Here is a 20,620-nt window from a genome sequence, read left to right as displayed (position 1 = left end):
TTATAAAAGCTTATACGTTAATTTTTTAAGGGTAATTTCTTACCTTTGCAACCTTATTTTGGACCGAAGCCAGCGATGTATAAAGAATATAAACAACTTAATTTATCAGATACAGGGAAAGAAATTCTGGAATACTGGAAGGAGAATAAGATATTCGAGAAAAGTATTTCTAATCGTCCTGCTTCTAACCCATATACGTTTTATGAAGGTCCGCCTTCAGCCAACGGAATGCCTGGCATTCACCACGTAATGGCAAGAAGCATTAAAGATATTTTTTGTCGGTACAAAACCCTTAAAGGCTATCGTGTTGAACGTAAAGGTGGCTGGGATACTCACGGATTGCCTATTGAACTTGCCGTAGAAAAAACTTTAGGGATTACCAAAGAAGACATCGGAAAGAAAATCTCTGTAGATGATTACAATGCGGCCTGCCGGAAAGAGGTAATGAAGTATACAGATGTCTGGAATGATCTTACCGAAAAAATGGGTTACTGGGTCGACCTTGAACATCCCTACATCACCTACGAAAACAATTATATAGAAAGCCTTTGGTGGATATTAAAAGAGTTTTATAAAAAGGGATTATTATATAAGGGATACACTATTCAGCCATTCTCACCTGCTGCTGGTACAGGCTTAAGTTCTCATGAGCTTAATCAGCCCGGAACGTACAGAGATATAAAAGACACCTCTATCATTGCCCAGTTCAGAATTAAAAAAGATCAGGTTCATCCCCTGCTTTCGGTATTAGTTCAGAATGAAGCTGAGGACACTGCAATTTTAGCATGGACCACCACTCCATGGACTCTGCCTTCTAACAGCGCATTGGCTATCGGAAATAATATCACCTATGTCAAAATCAGAACATTTAACCAGTATACGTATTCTCCTGTTAGTGTAGTACTGGCTAAAGAACTGGTTTCAAAACATTTTAAAACAGAAGCTCAAAACACTTCTTTTCAGGACTATAAAGAGGGCGACAAACTGATTCCATGGGAAGTTGCCGCGGAATTTAAAGGTGCTGATCTAGTCGGATTGCGATACGAACAACTATTGCCATATGTCAGCAATGAAGATTTACAGAAAAATGGATTCAGGGTAATTTCAGGTGATTTTATAACTACTGAAGACGGTACCGGAATTGTTCATATAGCACCCACTTTTGGTGCTGATGACTTTAGAGCAGCAAGAGAGAGTGGTATTCCTGCCGTTTTGGTAACTGATGAAAACGGCAAACAGCAGCCTCTGGTGAACCGTCAGGCGAAATTTGTGGATGAAGTTACCGACTTCGCAGGCCATTATGTAAAAGAAGAATTCTACACCGATGAGGAACGCAAATCTTCTGATTTTAAGCCTACCGATGTCCTTATCGCCATTAAGCTTAAAGAAGATAACAAAGCATTCGACGTTAAAAAGTACGAACACAGCTATCCGCATTGCTGGCGAACAGACAAGCCCGTTTTATACTATCCTTTGGATAGCTGGTTTATTAAAACTACAGCAGTAAAAGAACGCCTGGTAGAATTAAATAAAACCATTAACTGGAAACCAGAGGCTACCGGAACGGGACGTTTTGGCAACTGGCTGGAAAATTTAGTCGACTGGAATCTTTCACGCTCACGTTACTGGGGAACGCCTCTGCCTATCTGGAGAACAGAAGACAGTGCTGAAGAACTTTGTATCGGCTCTATTGAGGAGTTAATAGAAAAAGTTTCTGCCGCAATTAACAGTGGCTTGCTGGACAATGAAGAATTAGATAAAGCACAGGCGCAACTGCACAATCTTACTGAAGGTCATTTTGATCTGCACAGGCCATATGTCGACGATTTAATTCTGATCTCATCCACAGGTAAGAAAATGCTTCGGGAACCCGATCTGATCGATGTATGGTTCGACTCGGGAGCAATGCCTTATGCACAATGGCACTACCCTTTCGAAAATAAAGATAAGTTTGAAGCCTCCTACCCTGCGGATTTTATCGCTGAGGGCGTAGACCAGACACGCGGATGGTTTTTTACGTTACACGCTATCGCAATAATGCTGAATGACTCCATCGCATTTAAAAATGTTGTTTCTAACGGCCTGGTTCTGGATAAAACCGGAAATAAAATGTCTAAACGTTTAGGCAATGCCGTTGATCCATTCGAAACTATCGAGAAATACAGCGCCGATGCCACCCGTTGGTATATGATCAGCAATGCATCTCCATGGGATAATTTAAAATTTAACCTGGAAGGTCTGGATGAAGTGCGTCGTAAATTCTTCGGAACACTGTACAACACCTACGCGTTCTTCGCTTTATATGCTAATATTGACAGTTTCAAATATTCTGAAGCGGAAACGGACCTTAAAAACAAGCCTGAAATAGACCGTTGGGTAATTTCTCTTTTGAATACCTTAACCAAAGAAGTAGATGGCTTTTATGCTGATTTCGAGCCAACCCGTGCGGCACGTGCTATCCAGGAATTTGTGGATGAACATCTGAGTAACTGGTATGTTCGCTTATGCCGCCGCCGCTTTTGGAAAGGCGATTACACAGAAGATAAGATCTCTGCTTATCAAACGTTATATACATGTCTGATTACGGTAGCCAAACTGATGTCGCCAGTTGCTCCATTTTTTAGCGAGCGTTTATATCTGGATCTGAACAGCATTACCAATAAAGAAAAAGCCGAATCCATTCATCTTTCAGATTTCCCTGTTTATCAGGCAACTCTGGTTGATACTGCTTTAGAAGAAAGGATGTTTATTGCTCAGAATATTTCATCGATGATTTTATCACTGAGAAAGAAAGTAGGGATAAACGTTAGGCAGCCCCTAAACAAAATTCTGTTACCTGTGTTAGATAGCAGTTTCCAGGAAAAAGTTGAGCATGTTAAAGAGCTTATTCTTTCTGAAACGAATATTAAAAGTATAGAATACATTAACGACACATCGGGTATAATTAAGAAGAAGATCAAACCTAATTTTAAAGCTCTTGGCTCTAAGGCAGGCAAGCACATGAAGGATGTAGCAGCCTTTATAACTTCTTTGTCTGAAGAACAACTGAATGTATTTGAAAGTACAGGATCGGTTCAGTTTGAAAAAGAGGACTTTAGCCTTAGTGTTTCTATTGATGATGTAGAAATAATAGCAGAAGATGTACCGGGATGGCAGGTAACAAACATGGGCAAATTAACCGTAGCTTTAGATGTTACGATAACTAATGAATTAAAACAGGAGGGTATTTCACGGGAATTGGTAAACCGGATTCAAAATTTAAGAAAAGATTTAGATTTCGAGGTAACCGACAAGATTAATGTACGTACAAGCAGCCACCCTTATATCACAGAAGCTGTAAAAAATAATTTATCATATATTTGCGCTGAAATTCTGGCCGACTCATTTGAACTTGTTAACGAATTAAACAAGGGCGAGAAAGTTGAAATTGATGAGCAAGAATTACTAATCTCTATTACTAAAGCTTAAGATGGAAAACCACGAAAAAACAAGATATTCTGATTCAGAATTACAAGAATTTAAGGAGCTGATTCTGGAAAAATTAAGAATCGCTAAAGAAGAACTAGGCTCATTAACGCAATCCTTAAGCAATCCGAATCTTAATGGAACCGACGACACTGCCGGAACTTACAAGACTTTGGAAGATGGATCTGCTACTTTAGAGAAAGAGCAGATAAATCAACTGGCTGCCCGTCAGAAAAAATTCATCGAGAATCTTGAAGCCGCATTGGTACGTATTGAAAATAAAACTTACGGTATTTGCCGCGAAACCGGAAAATTAATCCAAAAAGAACGTTTACGCTCAGTTCCTCACACTACATTGAGCATGGAAGCTAAATTGAAACAAAGTTAATGAAAGCTTATTACAAGCCTTTTCTTGCCATAGTTTTTATCCTGATTGCAGACCAGGTACTAAAGTTCTGGATAAAACTGAATATGACTCTCGGTCAGGAGTTCAATCTTTTAGGGAAATGGGCCATCATCCATTTTACCGAAAATAACGGAATGGCTTTTGGGATGGAATTTGGAGGAGAAGCCGGAAAGCTTGCTCTTACCTTATTCAGAATAGCAGCTGTTTCTATGATTGGTTATGGTGTGGTATATCTAATAAAAAATAAATATCACAGAGGCTTGATCCTGAATGTAGCTTTAATATTTGCCGGAGCCCTTGGAAATATTATTGATTCATCCTTTTATGGATTATTATTTTCTGAAAGCACTTACTTTGAAACTGCAAAAATTTTCTCTGAGGGCGGCGGTTATGCCGGCCTGTTTCACGGAAAAGTAGTGGATATGTTTTATTTCCCGATAATACAGGGAATCATTCCAACCTGGTTTCCGATATGGGGAGGAGAAGATTTTGTATTTTTCAGGCCTGTATTTAACATTGCAGATGCTGCTATTTCAATAGGAGTTATCTCAATCCTTATTTTCCAGAAACGTTATTTTAAAGAGGAAAGAGTTGAAGAAAGCTTTCCGCACAGCGAAATTGTTGAAGAATAAAAAAAACTTTTTACGAAAAGCCCCCAAAAAGTCAGACACTTATCGGGGGCTTTTTTTATGCCATTTAATGTTCCCGCCCTTTGAGAACGAAAACCATCAAGGTTAAAGAAAGCACTAAGAAAATCGCCACCAACTGATGCATCTGAGCGTTCCATTCAAAAACACCCCAGCCTTGCGGTATTGCCTTATAGCTCGTCAAAGTGGCATATACCCCTAAAACCATCTGCAGCACGACTAATAATAAGGGCAGCCACTTTACCTGATGAAAAAAATTACTACCTCTTTTTTTCCGGACTTTTAAAGTCCAAACCACTAATAAAAGGGCGATTATATAAGCAAGTGTCCTGTGAATGAAATGAATGGTAAGCGGATCAGAAACAGACGCTCTCCATAAAGGGACTTCAGGAGCATTAATTAAATACATTCCGTTGATATCAGGCCAGGTGGGGGCAAAAACACCGGCCTTTAAGCCCGCCATAAAAGCGCCATAGACTAACTGGACAAATACTAAAGCGAGAATTATAAGACTGAAGTTTTTCAGATAAGAATCAGACACCCGCATTCTTCTGGAAAAAAGAACTTCCAATGCGAACCAAAACGTAAACACCAATAACACCATTGCAGCGACGAAATGTATGGCCAGCCTGATATGGCTCACATATAAATCTCTATCATTCAAGCCGCTTTTTACCATTATCCAGCCTATAAATCCCTGCAAAGCACCAAGAATAAACAAAACCAGCAAGGGCTTAATCATGCTCTTCGTGAACACTCCCTTAATTAGAAATACTAAAAAAGGAATAAAAAAGACCAAACCCAGCAAGCGCCCCCATAAGCGATGAAACCACTCCCAAAAGAAAATGAATTTGAAATCGGCAGACGAAAAATGGGCATTAAGCTGCTTGAACTGAGCGATCTGCTGGTATTTGTGAAACGCCTGCTGCCACTCGAGTTCATTTAAAGGCGGCAAAACACCCATCAGAGGTTTCCATTCAGTAATTGACAGGCCAGAGCCGGTTAGGCGGGTTATGCCTCCGAGAACAACCTGAACGATAATCATACCGACTCCGATAAGGAGCCATATCCCAATTGCTTTTGTTTTGTGATGCATTCTGTGAATGCCAAATTTGAGAATCAAAGCGCTTAGATAAAATGACCTATATCATTTTACCTGATCTTCCGGATAAATTAAGAGGGCCGCCAGGCGCTTATCGGCATTACATTAAAGATTTCCAGGGTTTTCGGCTTAGTATTTCAAATCATTTTTTAAAGCAAATAGATTTTTAAAGCCATACTAAGATATTCACCGTACTGCTTCAAAGAACTTTCAAGAATTTTCCTCAAGCCCTTGTTATCCGTCAATTTGCCTTTAGCAGGCGACACCAGGGGTTTAGCCAGAGGCTTGTCAGTCACTGAAGTAGCAAACCAGGTTATATTTTCGTGTGGCAACGCTACTCCTAAAATCATCCCGGGCAAACCGGAAAAGGTTTCCGGACCGCTGGAAACAGGTATTTCATCAGTATAAAAGGCTACAACATAAATTGAATCCATGATAACCGCGTTGGCCCGGCGACACGAGAATCCGGCTATGTCACGCATTTCATTAGTTATTTTCCAATTAATGCTTCGGGTAGTATCCCTGACCAAAAATGTTTCTTCAAATACTTTCTTTTGAATGATGCTGGCGTTCGCAGAAAGGTCGTTATAGACCGTATTAATTTGAGTTACGGCAGGATGCCCACTATAAAAAGAAGGACTCTCCTGACTTTCAATAGGAATAAACAGGCTTTTATCCTTTGTAAAAGACAAAGTACTTTTTAGAGTTTTAAACTGAGGCTGATTCTTTTTGTATTGCTCAAAAGCCTGGTTCATATAGCTCTCATTATCTTTATTAATGCTTTTTTTAATAAGAGCGTGCATGTTGATCTTTTTCTCAAACTCAATGACTCCTACAGTAGGAAACCGGGCATATTGAGCAAACAAATTACCTGTAAAAAACAGTAAGCCTAAAAGGGTAAAATAGATACGTTTCATATAATTAGTTTTTTGCTTTAAGTCCGCCACCCATTTTGTTAAAATCCCAGAGCAGAGAAACCAGGTAATATCTTTTTATTGTAGTGTAACTGTTTTGTGAAATGGAGTTGCCATACGCATTTCTCCGAAAGCCAATATTCTGATTTAAAAGGTCATTCCCTGAAAGAGATAACTTCAGACTTTCATCTTTCAAAAACTTCTTGCTTAATGAAGAATTCCAGATAAAATAATCGACATCCTGATTAAACGTTTCTGTCTTTTTAGTCAGCGTATACTCATAGTCAGAACTTATCTGCAATTTACCGGGAAGATAAATTGAGAATGAACCACCCGATCTGAAGCCCCCGCCATTATTGTTAACCCTGTTTTGCACCGTCGATTTATTGGTGTTATAACTTGGGCCCATATTGATATTAAAGTCATATTTTTTAGCAACGTATTTATATAAACTTAAACCTCCTGAATAGCTGTCAGACTGCAGCGTATTTAAGACTTGATTTATATAGTTGAAGCTTTTATTTCCATTGGCAGAAAAGTTAAACCCTACATTAAATCCTAAGGCATCAATTTTTCTGCTAAAATTCCCTCTGAAATAATAATTTGACGAAACCTTATCTGTAAGATTTAAAGATTGATAAATACTCTTTCCCGTTTCCGGATCGGTATCAGTACTGTTCACAATCTGGTTCACATTAAAGGAATAGCTTCCGTTAACATAGAAATATTGATTGCTCAACACTTTAAAAGTATTATACGATACATTTATGGAACTTCGGAATGACGCTTTCAAATCCGGATTTCCCAAAGAAATATTTAATGGATCAGTATTCACTCTGATGGGTTGAATCTGGTTGATACCGGGTTGCTGAGTATTACCGTTATACCCAATTCTTAAAGATTTGTATTGAGTAAACCTGTACTGGTAGGAAAACTGCGGACTTAAATTGATAAAATTCCTTTTATAATTTCTATCAGCGTTCAAATCAATCTGCTCCAGAACTACCCGGTCTACTTTGCTTCCAAAATTTATGACAGTTTTATCTTTCTTATAATTAAAGATTGCTCCCCCCTGATTAGAGGTTTGGTTGTAATCAAAGTTATTACTGAACACGTCATCAAGTATATCATAACTATTCAGGGAACCTTTATTAAACGATTTTCTGTCGGAGGAACTGTTATTAAGATTTAACCCGTAGTTTAACACTACAGAGAGTGTGGCAGACAAAGGTTCGGTAAAAGTTATATTGCTGTTAAACCTCGAGCTAACCGAGTTATTCGTTTTGAACTGATCTACTACAGTATCCCTGGTAAAGGTTCCTAAATCGTCATAATAGTTTATTTTCGAATACAAAAAGCCTTCATCATCGTTCTGGCTAAGTGCCTGGCCAAGGCTGATTGAAAATGTACGGCCCTTTTTTTTCAGTTTTCTGTTGTAGAAAATCGTGGCATTCAATGATTTATTTTTTCCGTCATTAGATGTAATCCGGTTACTATTATTCTGATTTATGTTCTCTCTAAAATCGTTCTCCCGGGTATTTTCACTGAAATTGGAATTGTTTGACCTGTTCTTTCTTAAAGTTCCGTCTAAAGCTACTTTTAAATTGGATGAAGAATCTATTTTTAATTCGTAGGTCGCGTCGAGCTTTTGCCTGAAAGTATAGTTACTGAATTGCTGGTTATCATTCCCATTGAAAGTGGCTGTAGTATCAAGACCATTCGCGGTCCTTTGCGGAAGATTTGTTTGTGACAGATTATTTCTTACTCCGTCGATCGATAAAGCGCCCGCTTTATAATTTGTGTTTATAGACTCTTTATCATTATTCCATTTTCCATCATAATGCGCACCGCCGGTTTCCGCAGAAGGAATTCCTTGTCCATTATAATATATATCATCCCCCCCGCTGCTAATCATAATTCCTCCGCCATCAGTCATTTCGACACTGGAAGCGCCGTATTTATTTCCGTCCTCCCAGCTCAGTCCGGTTTTCCCGGTATTGGCAACCGTGGCATAGGCGGCAATCTTCTGTTTTGCTTTGAAAGCATTAAACATCGCCTGCCCCTGATAAAAGTCGCCATCTGCGCCGCCACCATCAACTTTTCCGAAATATCCCTGCTTTTTATCCTCTTTCAGTTTTATATTGATGGTTTTTGTCTTAACCCCGTCGTCAATTCCCGTAAAAGTTGCCTGATCGCTCTTTTTATCATACAACTGCACTTTATCAACCATATCACCCCTCAAATTTTTGGTAACCAGGGTGGGGTCATCACCAAAAAATTCTTCGCCATCAACTAAAACCTTGCTTACCGTTTCTCCCTGTGCGGTAATTTTGCCATCCTTGTCAACCTGAATTCCGGGCAGCTGCTTTAGTAAATCCTCAACTTTAGAGTTTGGCTGTATTTGAAAGCTTCCGGCATTATACTCAGTAGTATCACCCTTTATTTTAATAGCCGCAACTTTCCCCTGGATAATCACATCAGCCAGTAATTTAGATTTCAGAAACATATTGATCTTTCCAAAATCTGCTGCTTTCTTAGCAGAGTCTAAAGTGAAATTTTCAACATAATCTGCATACTTTGGGTAGGTTACCAGCAGTATAAACTTACCGGGCTTCAGATTAGTTAACGAAAAAGAGCCATCAGAACCAGCCCTTGTAAATTTTACAAGCGTGGAATCTTTAGAATTTAAGACGCCGATTGAAGCATTGACAAGGTCGGCATTTGCGGAGGTATCCCGAACTATGCCCCTAACGGAATATGCATCTTGTGCTAAAAGCGAGAATGAAGACAAACAAAGCAAGCAGCTTGTCCATAGTAGATGTTTCATGATTTGGTTTTAGGTTATACGAAAGTATAACTAATTCTTTAGTATTCAATAAAGGCATGGTTAATTAAATGGAATTAACATTATTTAACACAAGGATGTAAACTGTGAGAAATTTTATCAGTCAGTTTTTGAATATGATAAAGCCTCTACAAGGTTATGACGATTGCAGGAGAGCGCCGGCCTTTCTCGCCCTCCGGGAGAGATGCCGAAGGCAGAGAGGGTACTACCCCCGTGCTGGACAAATGATATACAAAACGCTTTCGGATTGCCGATCGCATCGGCAAAATGACGAGGCGGCGCAGCCAAAGCATTCGGATACGAATTAGAAGCTCGCACCCAATGTCATTAACTTAAGGATTAAACACACCCCTAACCTCAAACTGGACGCGAGAGGTTTGTTCCTTCCATTGAGCTCCCACCAGCAAATGAGAAATAACTTTACGGCATTTGCAAAGAGCCCTGGCCTTTCTCGCCCTCTGGGAGAGATGCCGAAGGCAGAGAGGGTACTACCCCCGTGCTGGTCGGGACAGATGTGTTTATAGCCCTTAAAACCTGAATTCGATTTATTCAAATTGCAGAACCACCCCCTACCCCCACCAGCGGAGGACAGCATGTTGCCAATGCAGGCAATCTAAAAATTTGGGGTATGTTTTATTCATTTCTTGATTCAGTTTTAAAGCGCTTTGTGTCCCCCGCTGGCGGGGGAATTAAAGGGGGTGGATGAACACCTATTAAATTATGCCGGCTCAAATTGAATTTATGTAAACCCTACAAATTGGTTGAATGCAGACTCTTTCTTTGCACATGAAGGATTTAGACACGCCCCAGGATCTCAGAATACCGACTTAATTCTTTTCCCGAGTAAACGGCACAAAACGCACCTCGGTCAGGTAGGTGATGGATATCTTCCCCTTTTTCTTTTCAACCAGCTTCAAAACCTGCACCATGGAAGGCGAACCAACCGGAATGACCATTTTTCCGCCCTCTTTCAATTGTTCAATAAGCGGGGGCGGAATCTCATTGGCTGCGGCTGTTACAATAATAGCGTCGAAAGGGGCTTTCGCTTTGAGGCCCTTGTAGCCATCGCCAATAATCACCTCTACATTCTTGTACAGCTCGCTCAATAGTTTTCTGGATTGTATGCCCAGTTCTTTCACGATCTCAATGGTATAAACCTCCTTAACGATCTCAGCAAGAACGGCTGCCTGATATCCCGACCCTGTACCGATTTCAAGTACACGATCATCCGCCCTGAGGTCGAGCACCTGGGTCATATAAGCTACCATAAATGGCTGGGAAATGGTTTGGTCATAGCCTATCGGAAGAGGAGTGTCACTATAGGCATATTTGCGATATTGAAGGGGCACGAACAAATGCCGCTCCACCTTACGCAGGGCCTCAAGCGTGGGCCGGTGCGTAATGCCGCGGGCTTCTATCTGCTCGCTGACCATGTTGTTGCGCAGGTCCCTATAATTTTGCGATAAGGCCGGCCCGGATATCCAAAGGACGAGTAATACTGGCAAAAATCGTTTCATCGGAATTTTAAACCTCCTTCCCTATAATTGAGAACAAAAAATTGCCCGTGAAGGATTATATAAATGAAAAAAAAATGGAAGATAGGATTGAGTAAATAAGGGTTGTCCCACGAGTATTGTTATTGCTGAACCATAATTGTCATTCTTAGATCTCCGTCATTGCCGACCTGATCGGCAATCGTAAAGCACCACACCGGCAACAAAAGCACTTTTGCTCTGCATTAGGATTCCTGTCTGCACAGGAATGACGGGGTGTTTCCTGTACGTCGTCTAGTTTGGCATCCTGCATTCAACATCTTCGCAGCGAAAATCATCGAATGTAGAACACACGAGCGTTGGGCTGAAAGAAAGGCGGGCCGGGTGTTTGCTTGTGCGGATGAAGCATCTTTCTTTCTAGGCCGTTTTGGTCCGTTATTCGTAGGTGTTTATTGTTTTTGCACTCATGCTTGCTTCGCAGGTTGCGGCTATGCCATACGGCGCAGCCCTCCTTGATTCCAAAGAAAAACAAAAATACTAATCAAGAACGGACTAGGCTCCCGCGCCAATGAGCGGACAAAAGGAAATCCCAAACCCACGCATTTAAATTCCACTCCTCATTTTATTTGCCAGCCCCTCACTTCATTTTCAACACAATCGTACTCACCACCGGGTCAAGTTCCTCTGAATCTATACTCAACCTAATACCCGTTTTATCCTGCTTAAACTTCACCTTCTTACCATTTATAAATTTACATCTCACCAATTTCCGGTCGATTGCCGGCAATTTAAGTTCCGAACTTCCTGCCGGAACGCTCAATAAATGAACATAGATATTCCTGCCTTTCTGGGTAGCGCCATAAACTCCATCCACAGGCTCAAAAGGGCCGGGACGCGTACCATAAATACCCTCGCCGTTCTTTTTCAGCCAGGCACCTATTTCCTTCAACCGGGCAACATGGGTCGCGGGGATCACGCCATCAGGATCAGGGCCCACATTCAGCAGCATATTGCCGCCCCTGTCTACCACATTTACCAGCATAGTAATCGCCTCTTTAAGAGACATTAAATTTTGTGTTTTCGTATAACCCCAGCTCGATCCGTTCAGGTTTAAACATTTTTCCCATGGTATGTTAATGATAGGTCCTTTTACTTCTGCGCCACCTTCATTAATCTGAAAATCGCCAAACATACCCGATCGCGGATTAATGAGAATATCCGGTTGGTATTTGCGGACCATCGTATTCAGTTTCAGCGGCTCCCAAAACCAGGCTGCCCCAACATCTCCGTCTTTATGCGCAAGCCAGCCCCCGTCATACCATAAAATATCGATCTTGCCATAATTCTTCATCAATTCCTCAACCTGGCCATATCCTTGTTTCTTCATCAATGCCGCATTTTCAGGCAGACCTTTCGGATCAAAATAACCCGGGAAACGCCAGTCCATAGGTGAGTAATAGATGCCTACCGCTAAACCAGCTTTACGGCAGGCCTCGGTATACATGGCTACAAAATCGCGGCCCGAAGCAGTTTCCATGCTGTTAAAGTCACGATAACTGGAAGGACTGTCCCATAAAGCGAAACCATCATGATGCCTTGATACCATGACCATGTATTTCATCCCCGCGCTTTTAGCGATACCCGCCCATTCTTCAGCATTAAACGACTTTGGATTAAACTGATCCGCAAGCTTAGCATATTCTTCTGCAGGAATTTTTTGATTAAACATGGTCCATTCGCCAGTACCCGGAATGGCATATAATCCCCAATGAATAAACATTCCAAATTTTTCATCTTTCCACCACTCCACCTTTTCAGGAGAAAGATTCAGACCTTCACCCTTCAGCCCCCTTATTCCACCTTTAAAAGCAGCATTGCCTTTTTCCATGGATTCTTTTTCCTCAGCTCCCATTTGCTGGCCTGCAGACTTTAATGAAAATATGGATAATGTAACTAACAGAACAACAGCTTTAAGCTTAATTCCCGGGCTTATCATAGATTTTATTGTTTTATTTTGAATGAATTTATTAGTACTGATAGGTTAGCTAATACTTAAACCAAAGTAAAAAAAATTAATGGATTTGATTTTGAGGATGTGTAATACTGGTGCTATGAAGACAGTACCTTGCGCCAAATTGGCAAATATCATTATTGCTGAACGATAATCGTCATTCCTGGAGCGCCGTCATTGCCGACCTGATCGGCAATCGTAATACGCTATACCTTCAAGAAGGGTACTTTGCTCTGCATTAGGATTCCTGCCTGCGCAGGAATGACGGGGCTGGATTGTTGGACGAGTATCGTTATTGCTGCTGTTTCTACAAGGAAGGGCTCCGCGCCAATGAGCGGACAAAAGGAAATCATGAAAGTTTGCCCTCATTGCCGGGCAGGCTAGTTCTTTTTCTTGACAAAAAGAACGAAAACTCAAGGCTGTCGAGTCTTGAGCTAAAAGCTTGAAAGGAAGCTATCTGCAATCCAAGCCGCGGGTTAGGTTTGTCTGGTAGGGTGCTTTTCTAATACGCTTCTCCGGATTGCTTCCCTGCAGCTCTTTATGTTCTTTTTTGCAAGCTTTCTTTCAACCTTTCTTAACGCTCAATCCTCTGAGGCCCTCCCTACTGGATGCATTTGGCGCATTAGATCCAAGAGCTATTAAGTACGTTCGGTTTTTGCGTTCCTAGAACTGAGATCGTTTTTGCGGTTTACAGAACCTGCGATAAGGCTTCGGAATTGCAAATTCCGAAGAGCGAGAGTCTAGGTTGGCATCCTGCATTCAACATCTTCGCAGCCAAAAATCATCGAATATAGATCACACTAGCGCTGGGCTGAAAGAAAAGCGGGCCGGGTGTTTGCCTGTGCGGATGAAGCATCTTTCTTTCTAGGCCGTTTTGGTACTTTATTCGTAGGTGTTTATTGTTTTTTTGCACTCATGCTTGCTTCGCAGGTTGCGGCTATGCCATACGGCGCAGCCCTCCTTGATTCCAAAGAAAACAAAAATACTAATCAAGAACGGACTAGGCTCCGCGCCAATGAGCTGACAAAAGGAAATCATGAAAGTTTGCCCTCATTGCCGGGCAGGCTAGTTCTTTTTCTTGACAAAAAGAACGAAAACTCAAGGCTGTCGAGTTTTGAGCTAAAAGCTTGAAAGGAAGCTATCTGCAATCCAAGCCGCGGGTTAGGTTTGTCTGGTAGGTTATTTTCTAATACGCTTCTCCGGATTGCTTCCCTGCAGCTCTTTATGTTCTTTTCTGCAAGCTTTCTTTCAACCTTTCTTAACGCTCAATCCTCTGAGGCCCTCCCTACTGGATGCATTTGGCGCATTAGATCCAAGAGCTAAGCATCCAGCAACCTTTCAATTCACCGTATCCCGACCTACGGAGACCCGTGAATCCCGCAAGTGCCTGCCAAAGTTCTTGCATCAGCAGGCCCATGCGGGCAAGAAAAGGGCATTGGCTGGTTCCTGAAGCCCGGCCTGAGCGCAGGAGGAGCCAGGCACGGCCCTGAGCGCTGATGCAGGAACTGCGGGTAGCCCTGTGCAAAAGGCACCTCGGGATTCACAACGCGTTTGGTCCTTTCCGCGGTGAAAGGACTAGGCTCCGCGCCAATGAGCGGACAAAAGGAAATCATGAAAGTTTGCCCTCATTGCCGGGCAGGCTAGTTCTTTTTCTTGACAAAAAGAACGAAAACTCAAGGCTGTCGAGTTTTGAGCTAAAAGCTTGAAAGGAAGCTATCTGCAATCCAAGCCGCGGGTTAGGTTTGTCTGGTAGGTTGTTTTCTAATACGCTTCTCCGGATTGCTTCCCTGCAGTTCTTTATGTTCTTTCTGCAACCTTTCTTAACGCTCAATCCTCTGAGGCCCTCCCAACTGGATGCATTTGGCGTATTAGATCCAACAGCTAAGCATCCAGCAACCTCTCCCACCGCTCGTTCTTCGGTTAATGCTAATGTTTGAACTTTTACTCTGTTATGGATGCTGCCGGTTTCCTGTATCCGTCTAGGTAGGCATCCTGCATTCAACATCTTCGCAGCGAAAATTATCGAATGTAGAACACACTAGCGCTGGGCTGAAAGAAAGGCGGGCCGGGTGTTTGCTTGTGCGGATGAAGCATCTTTCTTTCTAGGCCGTTTGGTCCGTTATTCGTAGGTGTTTATTGTTTTTTTGCACTCATGCTTGCTTCGCAGGTTGCGGCTATGCCATACGGCGCAGCCCTCCTTGATTCCAAAGAAAACAAAAATACTAATCAAGAACGGACTAGGCTCCGCGCCAATGAGCGGACAAAAGGAAATCATTAAAACTTTTTCGCTCTTCGGAAATTGCAATCCGGAATAATATATTTGATGCTATGGCATCCGCAAGGGTAAAATGATATTAAGCAGGTCTGGTTGGCTGGTTTGCGGTTCACAGAACCTGCGATAAAGTAGGAATTACAAATTCCGAAGAGCAAGAAGCCCTCTATGCCGGGCGGGCATCTTACTTTTTTCTTGATAAAAAAGTAAGCAAAAAATCAAGAACAAAAATAAGCTCGGCCGCATTTTTGTTCTCCCACCGCTCGCACGTCGGTCACTATTCGAAAGACTTGATCTGATATTCTGTTATTGATGCTGTAGTTTCCGGCAAATGTTCATACTTAACGCCTAGAACTATGTCGGTTCCTTGTCATCCTGCAAGTCACCGTCTTCGCAGCCGAAAATCATCAAATGTAGAACACACGAGCGCTGGGCTGAAAGAAAGGCGGGCCGGGTGTTTGCCTTGCGGATGAAGCTTCTTTCTTTCTAGGCCGTTTTGGTCCGTTATTCGTAGGTGTTTATTGTTTTTGCACTCATGCTTGCTTCGCAGGTTGCGGCTATGCCATACGGCGAAGCCCTCCTTGATTCCAAAGAAAACATAAATACTAATCAAGAACGGACTAGGCTCCGCGCCAATGAGCGGACAAAAGGAAATCCCAAACCTTCTGCTCTTCGGAATTTATAATGCGCAGAAGGATCATGAAGAAGTCCCTGAATTCCTTCCAAACCTATCTCGATCTTAGTTGAATATAATCTGTTGCGTTGTAGCAGTATAGGATTCACCGTTTGTGAGCTTGTATTCAATACTGAACTTATGATTCAGGGAACCAGTTGGTTTCACCTTGAGGCGAAGTTTAACGGAGAAGACAGATAGCTCAGGTTTGGTGCTGAGTAGTGCGTCGAGATCAAAGAAATCCTCATACGTGTCTCCAGTCATGCCAGCCATTTCAAAATATTGGTTCAACAGCACAGAGGGACTTTCTCCTAAGTTGAATGCAGAGTCACTATAAATTTTAATTTCCGACAATTGCTCTATAGAACCCATCCAACCAGGGTACTCCTCACTACATTTGCAAGCATAGGCAGAATTTGTAAACGAAAATCCAATAGTTTTACTCCGTTTACCATAATACGTCTTCGTAGGTGTAAGGTGGATAAGGAACTTGTTATAGTCAACATTTTCATTATTTTCCAGCCTGTAAGCTCCTTCAATTTGGTTTCCGAGCCTCACCGCAAGCACGTAAGCATCTGCGTTTATGCCCGCTACATCAAAGTAGTTTGGGTAGTCTTCACATTCGCATGAGAACCGCCGCCAATCATCAAGGCTTTGAGCAGGATAAGTGATTTAAGTTTCATATGGTAAATTTTCTTACAGGGCTAAGAAACCTTGCTATTATGCTTCTAAGATAGCGATATTTAATAAGCGCTTAAGCCCCTTACCTTTGCATTTAAGGAAAATTGAGTACATTAACTCCTAAACCTTTTAAAAAACCTATATGAAATATTCCTTACCATTTTTTGTCTGCTGTTCGCAGCATGTGCCGGTACTACAAGCAAAATTCCCGAAACCATCCGCGTTACCGGAGAGGGAAAGATCAGAGCTAAACCCGACCTTGTTATCCTAACACTCCAGGTATCCTTTACCCAGCCAAAAATGGTGAATGCCGTTAGATTGACACAACATACATTGGATTCTGTCCTAACAATCCTGTCAGGCTATCGCACAAACGAGAATGATATTAAAACCAGCAGTATATCGGCAGATAAGCATTACCAACACAACGGAAGAATGAATGTTTTCACTGGCTTTAGGGCCGAACAATCTGTCGATTTCGTTCTTCACGATATCCGGAAGTTCACCGAATTAACCGGGAAATTAAGGAGACAAAAATCAACAGCATTTCCCAAATTCAGTTTGATCACTCAAAGGCCGACAGCCTTTTCCGTGAAGCCGATCTTCTGGCATATGACGATGCCCTCCAATCCGCCAAAAAGCTGGGCAACAGGGCCGGTGTGAAACTAGGGAAATTGGTTTTTCTAAGTAATGCAGGTGCATCTAACGGGCATGACGATTCTGGCTATACTTCCTACGATGAAATACAAACTTTCGCAAAAGGGTACGGAGGACGCGGTTTTAAAATTTCACCGCAAGTGATGGAGTTTAAACGGACCATTATTTCGGAGTATGAGATTGAGTAAGTGAAAGGATTAAAAGCAGAGATATTAGAGTATTTAAACACTAAACTTTAATTGAAATGAGTCCGGTTTCATTGTCCATGTGAACCCGGAGCAGATTCCTGTACAAATTCCGAAGAGCGAAGGGACGTCACGGTAGTTCCCTGTATCTTTCAATTTCCTATCTCAATTCAATTTGATACATTTAGGGCAGATTGAGTTTAGTTCTGAAACATCATATTCATGAAGAATTTTAAAGAGACCGCCAACTTTATATGGGCTATAGCCGACTTGTTGCGTGGTGATTATAAGCAAAGCGATTACGGTAAAGTAATATTGCCTTTAACCGTTTTACGAAGGATGGATTGTGTGCTGGAAAAAACAAAAGAGAAAGTATTAGAGCAAGCAAAATTCGTTAAAGTACAGAATATCGACCCTATTCTGAATAAAGTAGCTGGCTACAATTTCCATAACCGCAGTCAGTTTACCTTCGATAAGTTGATTGCCGACCCGAACAACATAGCCGCGAACCTTAGAGATTACATCAACGGTTTCTCTGCTGATGCCCGCGAAATTATCGAACAATTTGAGTTTGATAACCAGATTAACCGCATGGACGATAATAACCTCTTGTTTATGGTGGTTAAACGTTTCCAGGAAATAGACCTGCACCCGAACAAGGTAAGCAGCATGGAAATGGGTTATCTCTTCGAAGAACTGATACGCAAGTTTGCGGAAATATCCAACGAAACTGCCGGGGAGCACTTTACTCCGCGGGAAGTTATTCGATTAATGATCAACCTGCTATTTTTAAACGACAGGGAAATTTTAACTCAAAAAGGAATTGTTAAAACGATATACGACTGCTGTGCCGGAACCGGCGGCATGTTAAGCGTTGCCGAAGAATACCTCAATGAGCTGAACCCGGATGCCCGTTTAGAAGTTTTCGGACAAGAGCTGAACCCCGAATCATACGCCATCTGTAAATCGGATATGCTGATTAAAGGGCAGAACCCGGTAAACATTAAAAAAGGCAACAGCATTTCGGAGGACCATTTAGCTAATCAGAAGTTCGATTACTTGATTACCAATCCTCCTTTTGGTGTAAAGTGGGAGAAGATTGCGAAAAAGGTAAAAGCCGAACACGAGGAGAAAGGCTTTGGCGGACGGTTTGGGGCAGGTCTGCCATCTACCAGCGATGGCTCTTTTCTGTTCCTGATGAACCTGATTTCTAAAATGAAACCTGAAGGTTCCCGTTTGGCGATTGTGTTTAATGGCTCTCCATTGTTCTCAGGCAGCCCAAGCTCTACAAAGAACGAATCGAGCATACGTCAGTGGATCATAGAGAACGATATGCTGGAAGCGGTTATCGCCCTGCCCAACCAGTTGTTTTACAATACAGGTATCAGCACCTACATTTGGCTGCTGTCTAATCATAAACCTGTAGAGCGGAAAGGGAAAGTTCAGTTGATAAACGCCGTAGATTTCTTTAAGAAAATGAGCAAATCTCTGGGTAATAAACGAAATGAACTAAGCAACAGTCATATTGCCGAACTCACCAAAGCTTACGGCGATTTTGTGGCTAATGAATACAGCAAGATATTTGACAATAAAGACTTTGGCTATTACAAGGTAACGGTAGAACGACCCGAGCGAGATGCCAAAGGAAATATCAAAACAGATAAGAACGGAAAGCCAAAAGCCGACAGCAGTCTGCGTGATACTGAAAACATTCCACTAAAGCAGGATATACCCGAATACATTAAAAAGGAAGTATTGCCGCATGTGCCCGATGCCTGGGTTGACGAAAGCAAAACTAAAGTGGGTTATGAAATTAACTTCACCAAATACTTTTACCAGTATAAGCCGCTCCGTTCTTTAGAGGATATCCGAAAAGATATCATGGCATTGGAAGAGGAAACATTGGGGTTAATTAAAGAGGTGATTGCTTAATGAAGAGGTATAAAGATTATAGAGATTCTAGTGTTGAATGGATTGGATGCATACCGAAGGGATGGCAATGTGTAGCACTCAAACATGTTTCAACAATCCAAAATGGCTCCACTCCAAGCAGTTCTGAAGACAAATACTGGGATGGAGATGTTAACTGGGTAACAACTGACGATTTAGGGAAGTTAAAAGACAGATTAATAGTAAACACAAGAAGGACTATCACAAAAGAGGGGTACGAGAGTTGTGGAACCCGAATGGCGAGTAAAGGCTCTGTAGTAATATCTACGAGGGCTCCTATCGGACATATAGGCATTTTAGATATTCAAGCTTGTACTAATCAAGGGTGTAAGACTGTTATACCAACGGCAATTAACAACGTCTATTGCTATTATTTCCTAAAACACGCAAGGCCTTTTTTGGAGTCTTTAGGAGAAGGTTCAACGTTTAAAGAATTACCTACGGGGACACTAAAGTCCTTCTATATCCCTGTTCCGACCATCGAAGAACAAACCCAAATAGCTCAATACCTCGACCATAAAACAACTCAAATAGATAAACTCATCACTGATAAGGAAAAGCTTATTGAGCTGTTAAATGAAGAACGTACTGCTATTATTAACCAGTCAGTAACCAAAGGTTTAAATCCTGATGGGCCGATGAAGGATAGCGGGGTTGAATGGATAGGCAAAATACCAAACCATTGGGAATTGAAACGTTTGAAATTTATTGGGTCCGCTTTTGGCGGACTGACCTATGCACCGAATAATGTTGTAGAAGAAAATGAGGGAACTCTTGTCTTAAGGTCTTCCAATATACAAAACGGAGAGCTGAGCTTAAAAGATAATGTGTATGTAAATAGTAAAATACCAGTGAAGTTAACATTAAAGCGAGGTGATATTTTAATCTGTTCAAGAAATGGTAGTAAGAATCTTATCGGAAAAAATATATGCATTGACAAGGATATGGAAGGTAGTACATTTGGAGCCTTTATGATGATCTTTAGATCTCCGAATTGGAAATTCTTGAAGCATTATTTTAATTCTTCTATATTTACCTCTCAATCTGCATTATTTCTCACTGCCACTATCAACCAATTAACTACTAGTACGTTAAATAATTTTTGGATAGCACTACCGAATTCATCTACCGAACAGAACGAAATTTCTCGTTTCATTGATGATAAGAACAGAGAAATTGATTTGATAAAAAAGAATGCCCAACAAGAAATCCGACTCCTAAAAGAATATAAAACAGCCTTAATTTCAGAAGTAGTGACGGGTAAAGTAGATGTAAGAGATGAGGTTATAGCAGAATCTACCGAACTAGTCTCCTGAAAG

At 41.5% G+C, this 20,620-nt stretch carries 12 protein-coding genes and 1 pseudogene; 7 read left to right on the top strand and 6 right to left on the bottom strand.

Features of this window, described 5'->3' with window-relative positions; translation table 11 throughout:
* Positions 1 to 75 precede the first annotated feature (75 nt).
* The 3 genes from ileS to WG906_RS14975 are packed head-to-tail and all read left to right on the top strand — an operon-like array spanning position 76 to position 4,503.
* The gene (ileS, locus tag WG906_RS14985) at positions 76 to 3,468 is read left to right on the top strand and encodes an isoleucine--tRNA ligase (RefSeq protein ID WP_339993598.1); all 3,393 of its coding nucleotides are present in this window, start codon (positions 76 to 78) and stop codon (positions 3,466 to 3,468) included.
* A 1-nt stretch (position 3,469) separates the two neighbouring features.
* Positions 3,470 to 3,853, top strand: coding sequence for a TraR/DksA family transcriptional regulator (locus WG906_RS14980; RefSeq protein ID WP_339993597.1), 384 nt, complete (start codon positions 3,470 to 3,472; stop codon positions 3,851 to 3,853).
* Positions 3,853 to 4,503: a lipoprotein signal peptidase gene (locus WG906_RS14975; RefSeq protein ID WP_339993596.1), complete on the top strand. Its 651-nt coding sequence runs from the start codon at positions 3,853 to 3,855 to the stop codon at positions 4,501 to 4,503. Before WG906_RS14980 ends, WG906_RS14975 begins: the two co-directional genes overlap by 1 nt.
* Positions 4,504 to 4,567: 64 nt before the next feature.
* On the opposite strand, the gene WG906_RS14970 is transcribed toward WG906_RS14975, so the two are convergent.
* From WG906_RS14970 to WG906_RS14945, 6 genes are all read right to left on the bottom strand, one after another.
* On the bottom strand, positions 4,568 to 5,614 hold the full coding sequence (locus WG906_RS14970) for a COX15/CtaA family protein (RefSeq protein WP_339993595.1): 1,047 nt from the start codon (positions 5,612 to 5,614) through the stop codon (positions 4,568 to 4,570).
* Between the two features lie 155 nt (positions 5,615 to 5,769).
* Complete coding sequence (locus WG906_RS14965) at positions 5,770 to 6,537, bottom strand: GLPGLI family protein (protein WP_339993593.1); 768 nt, start codon at positions 6,535 to 6,537, stop codon at positions 5,770 to 5,772.
* 4 nt (positions 6,538 to 6,541) lie between these two features.
* Entirely contained in the window at positions 6,542 to 9,361 is a 2,820-nt protein-coding gene (locus WG906_RS14960) for a TonB-dependent receptor (RefSeq protein WP_339993592.1), read from the bottom strand.
* Positions 9,362 to 10,206: 845 nt separating this feature from the next.
* A complete protein-coding gene (locus WG906_RS14955) occupies positions 10,207 to 10,896 on the bottom strand; it encodes a protein-L-isoaspartate(D-aspartate) O-methyltransferase (protein WP_339993591.1) in 690 nt (229 codons plus the stop codon).
* 613 nt (positions 10,897 to 11,509) lie between these two features.
* On the bottom strand, positions 11,510 to 12,868 hold the full coding sequence (locus WG906_RS14950) for an alpha-L-fucosidase (protein WP_339993590.1): 1,359 nt from the start codon (positions 12,866 to 12,868) through the stop codon (positions 11,510 to 11,512).
* A 3,026-nt stretch (positions 12,869 to 15,894) separates the two neighbouring features.
* Positions 15,895 to 16,386 (bottom strand): hypothetical protein, encoded by a 492-nt coding sequence (locus WG906_RS14945; protein ID WP_339993588.1) that lies wholly within the window; start codon positions 16,384 to 16,386, stop codon positions 15,895 to 15,897.
* A 270-nt stretch (positions 16,387 to 16,656) separates the two neighbouring features.
* Here WG906_RS14945 and WG906_RS14940 point away from each other — a divergent pair.
* The 4 genes and pseudogenes from WG906_RS14940 to WG906_RS14925 all read left to right on the top strand — a co-directional run.
* A pseudogene (locus WG906_RS14940) lies at positions 16,657 to 17,156 on the top strand (SIMPL domain-containing protein); the annotation flags it as partial.
* A gap of 12 nt (positions 17,157 to 17,168) precedes the next feature.
* Positions 17,169 to 17,354: a hypothetical protein gene (locus WG906_RS14935; RefSeq protein WP_339993587.1), complete on the top strand. Its 186-nt coding sequence runs from the start codon at positions 17,169 to 17,171 to the stop codon at positions 17,352 to 17,354.
* A 219-nt stretch (positions 17,355 to 17,573) separates the two neighbouring features.
* A complete protein-coding gene (locus WG906_RS14930; RefSeq protein ID WP_339993585.1) occupies positions 17,574 to 19,283 on the top strand; it encodes a type I restriction-modification system subunit M in 1,710 nt (569 codons plus the stop codon).
* Positions 19,283 to 20,617: a restriction endonuclease subunit S gene (locus WG906_RS14925; RefSeq protein ID WP_339993584.1), complete on the top strand. Its 1,335-nt coding sequence runs from the start codon at positions 19,283 to 19,285 to the stop codon at positions 20,615 to 20,617. Before WG906_RS14930 ends, WG906_RS14925 begins: the two co-directional genes overlap by 1 nt.
* Positions 20,618 to 20,620 lie beyond the last annotated feature (3 nt).

The sequence above is a fragment of the Pedobacter superstes genome, assembly GCF_037622515.1.
Lineage (GTDB): Bacteria > Bacteroidota > Bacteroidia > Sphingobacteriales > Sphingobacteriaceae > Paradesertivirga > Paradesertivirga superstes.
Note: the sequence above shows the minus strand (reverse complement) of the source record. Positions and strands in the feature narration are given on the sequence as shown.

Excerpts from the sequence above, each read along its gene's own strand:
- WG906_RS14950 (WP_339993590.1), bottom strand. The coding sequence starts at position 12,868 with ATGATAAGCCCGGGAATTAAGCTTAAAGCTGTTGTTCTGTTAGTTACA.
- WG906_RS14930 (WP_339993585.1), top strand. The coding sequence starts at position 17,574 with ATGAAGAATTTTAAAGAGACCGCCAACTTTATATGGGCTATAGCCGAC.
- ileS (WP_339993598.1), top strand. The coding sequence starts at position 76 with ATGTATAAAGAATATAAACAACTTAATTTATCAGATACAGGGAAAGAA.
- WG906_RS14955 (WP_339993591.1), bottom strand. The coding sequence starts at position 10,896 with ATGAAACGATTTTTGCCAGTATTACTCGTCCTTTGGATATCCGGGCCG.
- WG906_RS14980 (WP_339993597.1), top strand. The coding sequence starts at position 3,470 with ATGGAAAACCACGAAAAAACAAGATATTCTGATTCAGAATTACAAGAA.
- WG906_RS14965 (WP_339993593.1), bottom strand. The coding sequence starts at position 6,537 with ATGAAACGTATCTATTTTACCCTTTTAGGCTTACTGTTTTTTACAGGT.
- WG906_RS14975 (WP_339993596.1), top strand. The coding sequence starts at position 3,853 with ATGAAAGCTTATTACAAGCCTTTTCTTGCCATAGTTTTTATCCTGATT.
- WG906_RS14925 (WP_339993584.1), top strand. The coding sequence starts at position 19,283 with ATGAAGAGGTATAAAGATTATAGAGATTCTAGTGTTGAATGGATTGGA.
- WG906_RS14970 (WP_339993595.1), bottom strand. The coding sequence starts at position 5,614 with ATGCATCACAAAACAAAAGCAATTGGGATATGGCTCCTTATCGGAGTC.
- WG906_RS14960 (WP_339993592.1), bottom strand. The coding sequence starts at position 9,361 with ATGAAACATCTACTATGGACAAGCTGCTTGCTTTGTTTGTCTTCATTC.